The sequence below is a fragment of the Streptomyces sp. NPDC004111 genome, assembly GCF_042874215.1.
In the GTDB taxonomy this organism is placed as follows: Bacteria; Actinomycetota; Actinomycetes; order Streptomycetales; family Streptomycetaceae; genus Streptomyces.
The window spans coordinates 290,485-302,970 of record NZ_JBIAMU010000009.1; the positions used below are offsets into that span (position 1 = coordinate 290,485).

11 protein-coding genes are annotated in these 12,486 nt (G+C 72.3%); 5 read left to right on the forward strand and 6 right to left on the reverse strand.

Annotated features, from left to right (window positions below; translation table 11 throughout):
• Window positions 1-35 precede the first annotated feature (35 nt).
• Window positions 36-497, forward strand: coding sequence for a DUF5990 family protein (locus tag ACFYVL_RS19900; RefSeq protein WP_389246450.1), 462 nt, complete (start codon window positions 36-38; stop codon window positions 495-497).
• A gap of 164 nt (window positions 498-661) precedes the next feature.
• Here ACFYVL_RS19900 and ACFYVL_RS19905 read toward each other — a convergent pair whose 3' ends face one another.
• The 3 genes from ACFYVL_RS19905 to ACFYVL_RS19915 all read right to left on the reverse strand — a co-directional run bounded on the left by ACFYVL_RS19905 (window position 662) and on the right by ACFYVL_RS19915 (window position 2,474).
• Entirely contained in the window at window positions 662-1,333 is a 672-nt protein-coding gene (locus tag ACFYVL_RS19905; RefSeq protein WP_389246451.1) for a DUF305 domain-containing protein, read from the reverse strand.
• The gene (locus tag ACFYVL_RS19910; protein WP_389246453.1) at window positions 1,330-1,983 is read right to left on the reverse strand and encodes a DUF3105 domain-containing protein; all 654 of its coding nucleotides are present in this window, start codon (window positions 1,981-1,983) and stop codon (window positions 1,330-1,332) included. The genes ACFYVL_RS19905 and ACFYVL_RS19910 overlap by 4 nt, the downstream gene beginning before the upstream one ends.
• Before the next feature lie 71 nt (window positions 1,984-2,054).
• Window positions 2,055-2,474, reverse strand: coding sequence for a hypothetical protein (locus tag ACFYVL_RS19915; protein WP_389246454.1), 420 nt, complete (start codon window positions 2,472-2,474; stop codon window positions 2,055-2,057).
• Window positions 2,475-2,575: 101 nt separating this feature from the next.
• Here ACFYVL_RS19915 and ACFYVL_RS19920 point away from each other — a divergent pair, with 101 nt between their 5' ends.
• The 4 genes from ACFYVL_RS19920 (at window position 2,576) to ACFYVL_RS19935 (ending at window position 7,372) form a co-directional block, all read left to right on the forward strand.
• On the forward strand, window positions 2,576-4,510 hold the full coding sequence (locus ACFYVL_RS19920) for an ABC1 kinase family protein (protein WP_389246456.1): 1,935 nt from the start codon (window positions 2,576-2,578) through the stop codon (window positions 4,508-4,510).
• 153 nt (window positions 4,511-4,663) lie between these two features.
• Window positions 4,664-6,025, forward strand: a complete 1,362-nt coding sequence (locus ACFYVL_RS19925; protein WP_389246458.1) for a glutamine synthetase family protein — start codon at window positions 4,664-4,666, stop codon at window positions 6,023-6,025.
• An 88-nt stretch (window positions 6,026-6,113) separates the two neighbouring features.
• Entirely contained in the window at window positions 6,114-6,851 is a 738-nt protein-coding gene (locus ACFYVL_RS19930; RefSeq protein WP_389246460.1) for an SAM-dependent methyltransferase, read from the forward strand.
• Window positions 6,852-6,856: 5 nt separating this feature from the next.
• Window positions 6,857-7,372 carry a DinB family protein gene (locus ACFYVL_RS19935; RefSeq protein WP_389246463.1) on the forward strand — a complete coding sequence of 172 codons (516 nt, stop codon included), beginning with the start codon at window positions 6,857-6,859 and terminating at the stop codon, window positions 7,370-7,372.
• Between the two features lie 35 nt (window positions 7,373-7,407).
• Here the strand turns inward: ACFYVL_RS19935 and ACFYVL_RS19940 are convergent, their stop codons facing one another.
• The 3 genes from ACFYVL_RS19940 to ACFYVL_RS19950 all read right to left on the reverse strand — a co-directional run bounded on the left by ACFYVL_RS19940 (window position 7,408) and on the right by ACFYVL_RS19950 (window position 12,472).
• Window positions 7,408-10,398, reverse strand: a complete 2,991-nt coding sequence (locus tag ACFYVL_RS19940) for a bifunctional [glutamine synthetase] adenylyltransferase/[glutamine synthetase]-adenylyl-L-tyrosine phosphorylase (RefSeq protein WP_389246465.1) — start codon at window positions 10,396-10,398, stop codon at window positions 7,408-7,410.
• 104 nt (window positions 10,399-10,502) lie between these two features.
• Window positions 10,503-11,378, reverse strand: a complete 876-nt coding sequence (locus tag ACFYVL_RS19945) for a phosphatase PAP2 family protein (RefSeq protein ID WP_389246467.1) — start codon at window positions 11,376-11,378, stop codon at window positions 10,503-10,505.
• Between the two features lie 74 nt (window positions 11,379-11,452).
• A complete protein-coding gene (locus tag ACFYVL_RS19950; RefSeq protein ID WP_389246469.1) occupies window positions 11,453-12,472 on the reverse strand; it encodes a LacI family DNA-binding transcriptional regulator in 1,020 nt (339 codons plus the stop codon).
• Between the last annotated feature and the right edge of the window lie 14 nt (window positions 12,473-12,486).

A 12,486-nucleotide genomic window follows, 5' to 3' on the forward strand; every position in this document is an offset into this window, starting at 1 on the left:
GGGCGATTGTCGGACCCCCGTGGTGACATGGAGGCATGACTGCGCACGAGGGACCGGCACGAGCGACCGGGGCGACGTCCGTGCTGACGGTGCGGATCGTCGGCTCCGACCTGCCGGGACGCGTCTTCGAGGAGTTCCGCGACGTGCACGTGGCGGTGCAGCGGGGCCGTGAGCCGTACCGCCCGGTGCCGGGCGACGCGGCCGGGGCCCAGTGGGAGTTCCCCGTGGAGGTGGTGACCGGGCGGGACGGCGGTCCGGACTTCCGGGGCCGGTTCGTCCAGGGGCGGCCCGGTGCGCGGTTCTGCTATCTGACCTGGGGCGAGCTCGTGGAGGGCGGCGGGTTCGCGATGTTCCGCCGGGCCAAGATCTTCTTCGCCGACCTGCCCGCCGCACTCCTGGAAGGGGGCACGGCGGTGGGCCGGCTCGGCCTCACCGACGAGCGGGGCGGCCCACTGTGCGCGGCGGTCCGCCCGCCCCGCATCACCTGGGGGACGTGAATGGACGGCTGACCCGCACACTGCCGGGGGCCGGCCGGCGCATCACCCGGGGGACGTGAGCGGACGGCCGACCCGTCCCACGACCGGCCCCGCCACCGCCCGGCCGTCACCCGACCGGCCCCGCACCCAGTTCGGCCCCGGTCCCCGGTCCAGCTGCGGCGCCCCTACGGCCGCGCTCCCCGCTCCTTCAGCAGGTCGGCCATCAGGTCGAGTTCGGACTGCTGCGCGTCGACCATTCCCTGGGCGAGGGCCCGCTCCGCCGGCACCGTGCACAGCTTCGCGCAGCCCTGTGACATCGCGACCCCGCCCCGGTGGTGGGTGGTCATCAGCCGCAGGTACTGGATCTCGGCCTGCCTGCCGTTCGCGGCGCCCAGCGCGGCCAGTTCCGCCCGGGTCGCCATGCCCGGCATCAGCCCGTCCTCCTTGGGCTCGGGCGCCCCCTCGTGGCCGGTGTGCCCCATCCACGCCATCTGCGGCGCGTCCGGCGGCGAGATCTTCGGCAGGCCCCACAGGTCCAGCCAGCCCAGCAGCATGCCGCGCTGATTGGCCTGCGTATTGGCGATGTCGTAGGCGAGGCGCCGTACGTCCGTGTCCTTCGTGCGGTCCCGGACGACGAACGACATCTCCACGGCCTGCTGGTGATGGGCCGCCATGTCCCGGGCGAACCCGGCGTCCGCCGAATTCCCGGCAGGCGTCGACGACTTGCTGGAGACGGCGGGCGACGCGTCGGAGGCGTCTCCGGGTGCCGAGGCCGCCCGGGTCACGACGACGGCTCCCACCGCCACCACCAGGGCGAACACCACGGCACCCAGCGCACCCCACAGGGACCTGCTCACTTCTGGCCCACCGCGTCCAGCGTCAGGCCGTTCGAGCAGGCCGCGCCCGGCTCGGGGGTCTGCGGCCCCATCACGTACCGGGTGAAGAACTGGTTGACCCGCGGGTCGTCCGCGCCGGTCACCGTGACCTGCTTGCCCCACGCGCTCAGCATGATCGCCCCGGACTGCTCGTTCACCGGGCTCATCAGCGAGTACTGGGTCTTCTTGACCTTCGCCTTCAGCTTCTCCAGGTCGTCCTTGGACGCCTTGTCGGTGTACGTCACCCAGACCGCGCCGTGCTCCAGGGAGTGCACCGCGTTCATGTTCGGTATCGGCTTGGGGTAGACGTCGCCCTGGCAGTTCATCCAGGCCTGGTTGTGGTCACCGCCGACCGGCGGGGTCATCGGATAGGTGACCTCCTTGGTGACGTGCGTGCGGCCCAGCTTCTTCGCGTCCCAGACCTTCTCGTCCTTGATGGGGCCCTTCGCCGCGACCCGCTCGTCGTCCTTCTTGTCGGACTCCTTCATGAAGACGTACGTGCCGAAGCCGATCAGCCCGGCCAGCACGGCTCCTCCGGCGACCAGGGCGATCACCTTGTTGCGGCGGTCGCGGGCCTTCTCGGCGCGCCGCATCTCCTCTATTCGGGCCTTGCGGGAAGTGGTGGCAGACATCGGGGCAACATCCTTACGCGGTACGGAGGTCGGAAAAGGGGGAGAGGGATCCCGGAGCACGGGAACCTCTCCTACCTCCGCAGCACCTGAAGGACGTGCGGTCCCGGCGCCCGCGGCCACGCCCCGTCCCCGCGCCGCACGCCCGCCGGCGCGGTGCCGTCCGCCCGCCGCACCGGCAGCGCGAGGGCCTCCGGCGGGGCGTCCTGGGACGGCGCGGTCAGTATCGCGGGGGAGAGGTGCGGGAAGACGCCGCAGTGCCCCTGCTCGTAGGGGCAGTTGTAGACGGGTGCGGGGGAGGGCGCCGCCGCGTGCGGACCGCCGCCGGAGGCCGACGCCGGTGCCGGGCCCAGACAGATCAGCAGCGCGCCGAACAGCGCCGTCGCGGCACACAGGAGCGCCACGCCACGTCGGACGCGGGCGATGCCCCTGGTGCGCGCGGGGCGCTCGTGGCGCCCGGTGCGACTGTTGCGGGTGTGCCGCAGGCCCCCCATGAGGGGGGATCGTAACGGCCGCCTCGCCGTACGTCACCAGGCCCTCCTGTGGAATCTTCAACTCCGGTTGCAGGAAGAGGAGTTGGTGCACAATTCCCCTCATGGTGATCGTGGGCCTTCTGGTCGCAGTCAGTGTCTTTCTCGTCGTCGTGGTGCTCCCCTCGGTGCTCGCGCGCCGGCTCCTGGGCATCCGCGCGGCCCGGAGCCGGGTGGTGATCGCCGGATTCGTCGCGCTCTCCCTCTCCGGAGCGCTGGTCGGCCCGCAGATGTCGTACGGCGAGAGCCCCGAACCGCTCTTCCTCTCCCTGATGGCCCTGGTCGGCATGCTCTTCTCGATGACGGTCCTGGTCGTCCTCGACCTGGTGTTCCCGACCGGACTGCGCCCGCTGAGCCGACTGCAGTCGCTGCGCGCCCGCGTCGCCCGCGCCCGCCGCTACTCCGGCGTCCTGCGCATCGCCACCCGCCACGGACTGGGCCCCTACCTGCGGGGCCGCCGCCACCCCAGCGACGTGCGCGACGAGCTCCTCGCGGTCGAGCTGCGCCAGGCCCTCCAGGCCGGCGGCACCACCTTCGTCAAGCTCGGCCAGCTGATGTCGACCCGCCGCGACCTGTTCCCCGAGGTGTACGTCGAGGAACTGAGCCGCCTCCAGGACCAGGTGCCGCCCGCCCCCTGGCCCGAGGTCGAGGCCACCCTCACCGCCGCGCTCGGCGCCCCCGTCGAGGAGGTCTTCGCCGAGTTCGACCACAAGCCGCTGGCCGCCGCCTCCATCGCCCAGGTGCACGCCGCCGTCCTCACCGACGGCACCCAGGCCATAGTGAAGGTGCAGCGCCCCGGCATCCTGCCGCTCGTCGAGCGCGACCTCGACATCGTGACCCGGCTCGCCGCCGCGCTGCACGCCCGCACCGCCTGGGGCCGCGGCCTGGGACTGCCCGAACTGGCCCGGGGCTTCGCGGTCGCCCTGCGCGAGGAACTCGACTTCCGGGTCGAGGCCCGCAACATGAAGGCCGTGCGCGCCGCGTCGACGGCCCGCGCGGGAAGCGCCGCGCTCACCGTGCCCGTCCTGCACGAACACCTCAGCACCGAACGCGTGCTGGTGATGAGCCGCATCGCAGGAACCCCGCTCGGCCAGGCGGTCCCCGACGACCCCGAGCACGGCGGCCGGATCGCCCGCACCCTGCTGGACGCGCTCCTCGACCAGATCATGCTGGACGGCGTCTTCCACGCCGACCCGCACCCCGGCAACATCCTGCTCCAGGAGGACGGCACCCCCGCCCTCCTCGACTTCGGCTCCGTCGGCCGCATCGACCCCGGCCTGCGCGACTCCCTCGCCGGGCTCTTCCTCGCCGTCGAGAGCGGCGAGGCCGCCGCCCTGTGCGACGCCCTCCTCGAAGTCACCGACCACCCCGAGGAGGTCGACGAACAGCAGCTCCAGCGCGCACTGGGCCGCTTCAGCGCCCGCCACCTGGGCCAGGGCGCGGTGCCCGACGTCACCATGTTCACCGAGCTGTTCCGCCTGGTCGCCGACCACCGCCTCGCCGTCCCCGCCGAGATGGCCGCCGTCTTCCGCGCCCTGGCCACCCTGGAGGGCACCCTCGTCGGGCTCTCACCCGGCTTCGACATGCTGGCCGCCTCGCGCGCGTACGCCACCGAGCAGTTCCGGGACCGGCTCGCCCCGCAGAGCGTCCGCGAGACCGCCCAGGACGAGCTCCTCTCGCTCCTGCCGGTGCTGCGCCGGCTGCCGCGCCGCCTCGACCGGATCGGCGGGCGGCTCGCCGAGGGCCGCCTCTCGATGAACGTCCGGCTGCTCGCCGACCCCCGCGACCGCCGCTTCGTCGGCGACCTCGTCGGGCGTGTCGTGCTCGCCGCCGTCGGCATCTTCCTCGGCGTGGTCGGCATTCAGCTGGTCGGTATGGAGGGCGGCCCGAGAATCGGTGAGACGCTGACCCTGTACGGACTCGTCGGCTTCCACCTCCTGGCACTGTCGGCGGCGGTGCTGCTGCGCACGGTGTACGTCGTGAGCCGCCCGGCGCCCTGACCGGCACACGGCGCGCACACCGCCCCGGCCGCACCCGTCGGCACGTGGGGCGGTACGCAACCCGCCCGAAACCGTGTGGTGGGATGCTGGGGAGCCCCGGCGTGTCCCGTGGCGTGGGAGCAGGCGGCCTGACCAGCAAGGATGGAAGTGAAAATGGACAAGCAGCAGGAATTCGTGCTCCGTACGTTGGAGGAGCGGGACATCCGATTCGTACGCCTGTGGTTCACCGATGTACTCGGCTTCCTGAAGTCGGTCGCGGTGGCCCCGGCCGAGCTGGAGCAGGCCTTCGACGAGGGCATCGGCTTCGACGGCTCCGCCATCGAGGGCTTCGCCCGCGTCTACGAGTCCGACATGATCGCCAAGCCGGACCCGGGCACCTTCCAGATCCTGCCCTGGCGCGCGGAGGCCCCCGGCACCGCCCGGATGTTCTGCGACATCCTGATGCCGGACGGCTCGCCCTCCTTCGCCGACCCCCGCTACGTCCTCAAGCGCATCCTGAACAAGACCTCCGACCTCGGCTTCACCTTCTACACCCACCCCGAGATCGAGTTCTTCCTCCTCAAGGACAAGCCGCTGGACGGCTCCAAGCCCGTCCCCGCCGACAACTCCGGCTACTTCGACCACACCCCGCAGAACGTCGGCATGGACTTCCGCCGCCAGGCCATCACCATGCTCGAATCGATGGGCATCTCCGTCGAGTTCAGCCACCACGAGGGCGCCCCCGGCCAGCAGGAGATCGACCTGCGGTACGCCGACGCGCTCTCCACCGCCGACAACATCATGACCTTCCGCCTGGTCATGAAGCAGGTCGCGCTCGAACAGGGCGTCCAGGCCACCTTCATGCCCAAGCCCTTCTCGGAGTTCCCCGGCTCCGGCATGCACACCCACCTCTCCCTCTTCGAGGGTGACCGCAACGCCTTCTACGAGTCGGGCGCCGAGTACCAGCTCTCCAAGGTCGGCCGCTCCTTCATCGCAGGACTGCTGCGCCACGCCGCCGAGATCTCCGCCGTCACCAACCAGTGGGTGAACTCCTACAAGCGCATCTGGGGCGGCTCCGCCCGCACGGCCGGCTCCGGCGGCGAGGCCCCCTCGTACATCTGCTGGGGCCACAACAACCGCTCCGCCCTCATCCGCGTCCCCATGTACAAGCCCGGCAAGACCGGCTCCTCCCGCGTCGAGGTCCGCTCCATCGACTCCGGCGCCAACCCCTACCTCACCTACGCGGTCCTGCTCGCCGCCGGCCTCAAGGGCATCGAGGAGGGCTACGAACTCCCGCCGGGCGCCGACGACGACGTCTGGGCCCTCTCCGACGCCGAGCGCCGCGCCATGGGCATCGAGCCCCTCCCGCAGAACCTCGGCGAGGCCATCGCCCTGATGGAACGCAGCGAACTCGTCGCCGAGACCCTCGGCGAGCACGTCTTCGACTTCTTTCTCAGGAACAAGAAGCAGGAGTGGGAGGAGTACCGCTCCGAGGTGACCGCCTTCGAGCTGCGCAAGAACCTGCCGGTGCTGTAGCGGCGGCACCGGAGCTGCAACTTCCGGTGCTGTCGGGCCCCCCGCAAAAGGCGTGCAGGGGGCCCGGGTTGTTGAGAGAGTGCCGGGCATGGAACGTTCACTCATGTCACAGCTGGCACATGTGCACCATCCCATCGCCTCCCCGCTGGACGACTCCTCGGTGGCACGGGTGCTCGCGCGGGCGCTCGACCGGGGCGGCGAGCGGGTGCTCGACCTCGGCTGCGGGCAGGCCGAGTGGCTGATCCGGGCACTGGAGCGGGACCCCGCGACGACCGCCGTCGGCGTCGACCTCGCTGCGGGCGGGCTGGCCGAGGCACGGCGGCAGGCCGATGCGCGGGGCGTCGGTGAGCGGCTGGTGCTGGAGCAGGCGGACGCCGCCGCCCTCGTACCGGAGGAGCCCTTCGACGTCGTCATCAGCTCCGGTGCCACGCACGCCTTCGGCGGGCTTACCGGGACCCTGGAGGCCGCGCACAAGCACCTCGCGCCCGCCGGGCGGGTCGTCGTCGGCGACGCCTTCTGGCTCACCGAGCCGTCTCCCGAGGCCGTCGAGATGCTGGGCGAGTACGAGGACCTGGCCGACACCGTCGACCGGATCACCGCCGCCGGCTGGACCCCCGTCTACGGCCACCTCTCCACCCGCCACGAACTCGACGACTACGAGTGGAACTGGACCGGCGCACTGTCCGCCTGGGCCCTCGACCACCCCGAGGACCCCGGCAGCGCGGACGCCCTCAAGGCGGCCACCGCACACCGCACCGAATGGCTGCGCGGCTACCGCGACAGCTTCGGCTTCCACACCCTCGTCCTGCGCCGCACGGAAGGCTGAGCGACATGAAGACCGGAGACGACCGGCCGACCCCGCCGCTGCGCGGCGACGAGCGCGAAACCCTGCGCGGATTCCTGGAGTTCCACCGGGCCACCCTCGCCATGAAGTGCGAGGGGCTCACCGACGAGCAGCTGCGGCAGCAGTCCTCCCCGCCGTCCACCCTGTCCCTGCTCGGGCTCGTCCGCCACATGGCCGAGGTCGAGCGCACCTGGTTCCGCCGGGTCGTCAACCAGGAGCTGGACCTGCCCTTCCTCTGGTCGGCCAAGGGCGACTTCCAGGAGGCGTACGACGCCTCGCGGTCGACCCGTGAGGAGGTCTTCGCGGCCTGGGAGGCGGAGGTCGAGCACGCCCGCCGCATCGAGCGCGAGGCCGCATCGCTCGACGTGAGGGCGTACTTCGCCCGCTGGGAGGAGGACGTCTCGCTGCGCATGGTGATGGTCCACCTGCTCCACGAGTACGCCCGCCACAACGGGCACGCCGACTTCCTGCGCGAGTCCATCGACGGAGTGGTCGGGGCGTAGCCCGGGGGAGCGGTGCCCCCGGGCCGGGGGCACCGCTACGCCCCGTAGAACAGCTCCTCCACCACCCCGCGCGCCCGCCTCGTCAGCCGCCGGTAGTCGTCCAGCATGTCCCCGACGTGCCCCGGGTCGTACCCCAGGTAGCGGCCCATGGCGGCCAGTTCGCGGCCGTCCGAGGGGAACGTGTCACCGGCCCGCCCGCGCACCAGCATCACCCCGTTGCGCACCCGGGAGGCCAGCACCCACGCCTCGTCGAGGATGGCCGCCTCCTCCGTCGGGATCAGCCCCGCCGCGTGCGCCGCCGCCAGCGCCTCCCGGGTGCGCGTGGTGCGCAGCCCCGGCTCGGCCCAGCCGTGCTGCATCTGCAGCAGCTGGACCGTCCACTCGACGTCGCTCAGCCCGCCCCGGCCCAGCTTCGTGTGCAGGGTGGGGTCCGCGCCGCGCGGCATCCGCTCCGACTCCATCCGCGCCTTGAGCCGGCGGATCTCGCGGACCGCGTCCTCGCCCAGCCCCTCCATCGGGTAGCGCAGCGGGTCCACCAGCTCGACGAAGCGCCGCCCGAGGTCCGCGTCGCCCGCCATCGGGTAGGCCCGCAGCAGCGCCTGGCTCTCCCAGACCAGCGACCAGCGCCGGTAGTACGCCTCGTACGACTTCAGGGTGCGCACCAGCGGCCCGCTCTTGCCCTCCGGGCGCAGGTCCGCGTCGATCAGCAACGGCGGGTCAGCGGTGGGCAGTTGGAGGAGTCTTCGCATCTCGGCGACGACCTTGTTCGCCGCCCGCGCCGCCTCCTGCTCGTCGACGCCCTCGCGCGGCTCGTGCACGAACAGCACGTCGGCGTCGGAGCCGTAGCCCAGCTCGTGCCCGCCGAAGCGGCCCATGCCGATCACCGCGAACCGGGTGGGCAGCTCGTCGCCCCACTGCTCGCGCACCGCCGCCCGCAGCGCACCCGCGAGCGTCGCCGCGTTCAGCGCGGTGACCGCCCCGCCCACCCGGTCCACCAGGGCCCCCGGGTCGGACTCCGCCGGGCTGTCCTCCGTGCCGTAACTGCCGATGATGTCGGCGGCGGTGGTACGGAAGAGCTCCCTGCGCCGCACCCCGCGCGCCGCGGCCACCGCCGCCTCGGCCCCGTCCGCACGGCCGACCGCGGCCAGCACCTCCTGCTCCAGGTGCTCACGGGTGCGCGGGCTGAGCCCCTTGGGGTCGCCGAGGATCGCCACCGCCTCCGGGGCCCGCAGCAGCAGGTCGGGGGCGAGCCGCCCGGCGGACAGCACCCGGGCCAGGTTCTCCGCCGCCGCGCCCTCGTCCCGCAGCAGCCGCAGGTACCAGGGGGTCTTGCCGAGCGCGTCCGACACCTTCCTGAAGCCCAGCAGACCCGCGTCCGGATCGGCGGAGTCGGCGAACCAGCCGAGCAGCACCGGCAGCAGGGTGCGCTGGATGGCGGCCTTGCGGGTCACCCCCGACGACAGCGCCTCCAGGTGGCGCAGCGCGCCCACCGGGTCCGCGTACCCCAGCGCCTCCAGCCGCTGGCCGGCCGCGCGCGGGCTCAACCGGGTCTCGCCGGGCGCCAGTTGGGCCACCGCGTCGAGCAGCGGGCGGTAGAACAGCTTCTCGTGCAGCCGCCGCACCACCGACGAGTGCCGCTTCCACACGCTCTGCAGCTCGGTCACCGGCTCGCCGCGCAGCCCCAGCGACCGGCCGAGCCGCCGCAGATCCGCCTCGGACTCCGGCACCAGGTGGGTGCGGCGCAGCCGGTACAGCTGGATGCGGTGCTCCATCTTCCGCAGGAACCGGTACGCCTCGTCGAGCTGCGCCGCGTCCGCCCGCCCCACGTACCCGCCGGCCGCCAGTGCCGCCAGCGCCTCCAGCGTCGTACCGCTGTGCAGGGTGGCGTCGCTGCGCCCGTGCACCAGCTGGAGCAGCTGTACGGCGAACTCGACGTCCCGCAGCCCGCCGGGGCCCAGCTTCAGCTCGCGCTCCAGCTCGCCGAGCGGGATGTTGTCGACGACCCGGCGGCGCATCCGCTGCACGTCGTGGACGAAGTTCTCCCGCTCCGCGGCCTGCCACACCATCGGCGACAGCGCCTCGATGTAGTCCTCGCCCAGCGACAGGTCCCCGGCCACCGGGCGCGCCTTCAGCAGCGCCTGGAACTCCCAGGTCTTGGCCCACCGCTGGTAGTAGGCGACATGGCTGGAGAGGGTGCGGACCAGGGGGCCGTTGCGGCCCTCGGGGCGGAGGTTGGCGTCCACCGGCCAGATGGTGCCCTCGACGGTGGTCTCCGAGCAGATCCGCATCAGGTGCGAGGCGAGCCGGGTGGCGGCCCGTACCGCCTTGTCCTCGTCGGCGCCGTCGACGGCCTCGGCGACGAAGATCACGTCCACGTCGGAGATGTAGTTCAGCTCGTGGCCGCCGCACTTGCCCATCGCGATCACCGCGAGCCGGCACAGCGCCGCGTCGTCGGGCGCGGCGCGGCGGGCGATGGCCAGGGCGGCGCGCAGGGTGGCGGTCGCCAGGTCGGCCAGCTCGGCCGCGGTCTCGGCGACGTCGGTGGTGCCGCACACGTCCCGGGCCGCTATCGACAGCAGGCACCGCCGGTAGGCGACCCGCAGGGCCACCGGGTCCTCGGCGGCGGCGAGCCCGTGCTCGAACTCCGGCACCCCGGGGTGCAGGTCCGCCGCCTCGTAGGTGAGCAGCGCGTGCCAGTCGCCCGGGTGGCGGGCGAGGTGGTCGGCGAGGGCCTCGGAGGCGCCCATGACGCCCAGCAGCCGGTCGCGCAGCGGTTTGGCGGAGACCAGGGTGCGGAGGAACTCCTGCCGCTCCTCCTCGTCCGGCTGCGCCTCCGCGAGCCGTACGAGACCCAGCAGGGCGAGGTCCGGGTCGGCGGTCGCGCCGAGGGCGTCCAGCAGCACGGGGTCGGCCCGCACCGAGGCGAGGGCGTCCTCGGCGAGCAGCCGCTCGGAGGTGGAGGGGTCGGTGAACCCGTGCCGGATGAGACGCGTGAAGGTGCTGCTGCGGCGGCCTGGCACGGTCATGGTCTGTTCCCGCCCTCTTTCTCGGTACGTGCGCTGCGGGTACCGAGCCTAGGGCGTGTCCCGGCGCGCGGGGCCCTGCGCACGCCAGGCGGCAGCCGGGGGCGTCAGGCGCCGGCCGGCAGCAGTGTCCGGGAGCGTCCGCCCGTGCCCACCAGCTTGGGCAGGCGGTGCGGCAGCGAGCCGTACCAGGCGTAGGCGACCGCGTAGCCGAAGGCGAGGCAGAGGATGCCGCCCACCGCGTCCAGCCAGAAGTGGTTGGCCGTCGCGACGATCACGACCAGGGTCAGGGCCGGGTAGAGGAGGCCGAGGATCCGGGCCCACGGCGCCGACGCCAGGAAGAAGATCGTCAGGCCGCACCAGGTGGACCAGCCGATGTGCATCGAGGGCATCGCCGCGTACTGGTTCGTCATGTGCTTGAGGTCGCCGGAGGCCATCGACCCCCAGGTGTGGTGCACCAGCACGGTGTCGACGAAGCCGCCGCCGTTCATCAGGCGGGGCGGGGCCAGCGGGTACAGGTAGTAGCCGACCAGGGCGACGCCGGTCGTGGCGAAGAGGATGGTGCGGGAGGCGGCGTACCGCCCCGGCTGCCACCGGTAGAGCCACACCAGCACACCGAGCGTGACCAGGAAGTGCAACGTGGCGTAGTAGTAGTTCATCGAGACGATGAGCCAGGTCACGGAGTCGATCGCATGGTTGATCGACTTCTCCACGGCGATCCCGAGGTCCTGCTCGACCTTCCAGATCCAGTCGGCGTTGGCGAGTGCCTTGGCCTTCTGCTCGGGGACGGCGTTGCGGACCAGCGAGTAGATCCAGTAGCTGACCGCGATCAGCAGGATCTCGAACCAGACGCGCGGGCGGCGCGGTGACCGGATGCGTGCGATCAGTGAGAGCCGGGGCGCGGCTGACCCCTCCTCGCTCACCTTGGGTGACGAAGTGGTGGCCCTGTGGCCTGCCTCGGTTCTCGTAGTCGCTTCACCCATGGGACGGAAGTCTGCCAGATCGTTATCCGGCACCGATCATCCTCGGGTGGGTTTAGGACCGGTCCGTATCCCCCTCAAGGACGAGGTCCTGAGGCGGTTGACCCGCGTACGACCAGCTCCGGCATGAAGACGAACTCGCTGTGCGGGGCGGGTGTGCCGCCGACCTCCTCCAGCAGGGCGCGGACCGCCGCCTGGCCCATCGCGGTGACCGGCTTGCGGATGGTGGTCAGCGGCGGGTCGGTGAACGCTATGAGGGGGGAGTCGTCGAAACCGACGACCGAGACGTCCCCGGGCACCTCCAGTCCCATCCGCCGGGCCGCCCTGACGGCGCCGAGCGCCATCATGTCGCTGGCGCAGACCACGGCGGTGCAGCCCCGCTCGATCAGGGCGGAGGCGGCGGCCTGGCCGCCCTCCAGGGTGTAGAGCGAGTGCTGGACGAGTTCGTCCGCCTCCTCGGCGGGCATCGCGTACCGCTCGCCCATGCTGGCGCGGAAGCCCTCGATCTTGCGGAGCACCGGCACGAACCGCTTGGGCCCGACGGCCAGCCCTATCCGGGTGTGGCCGAGCGCCGCGAGATGGGTGACCGCGAGCCGCATCGCGGCCCGGTCGTCCGGCGAGATGAACGGCGCCCGGACCTTCGGCGAGAAACCGTCGACGAGGACGAAGGGAACGCCCTGCGCGCGCAGCTGCTCGTAGCGCGCCATGTCGGCGGTGGTGTCCGCGTGGAGCCCGGAGACGAAGATGATGCCGGAGACGCCGCGCGCCACCAGCATCTCGGTCAGCTCGTCCTCGGTGGAGCCGCCGGGGGTCTGGGTGGCCAGCACCGGGGTGTAGCCCTGGCGGGTCAGCGCCTGGCCGATCACCTGCGCGAGCGCGGGGAAGATCGGGTTCTCCAGCTCGGGGGTGATCAGTCCGACGAGGCCGGCGCTGAGGCGGCGCAGCCGGACCGGCCGCTCGTACCCGAGGACGTCGAGTGCGGCGAGGACGGACTCGCGGGTGCCCGAGGCAACACCGGGCTTGCCGTTCAGGACCCGGCTGACCGTCGCTTCGCTGACCCCCGCCTGTGCTGCGATGTCGGCTAGCCGTGCGGTCATGACGTTGGACCTTA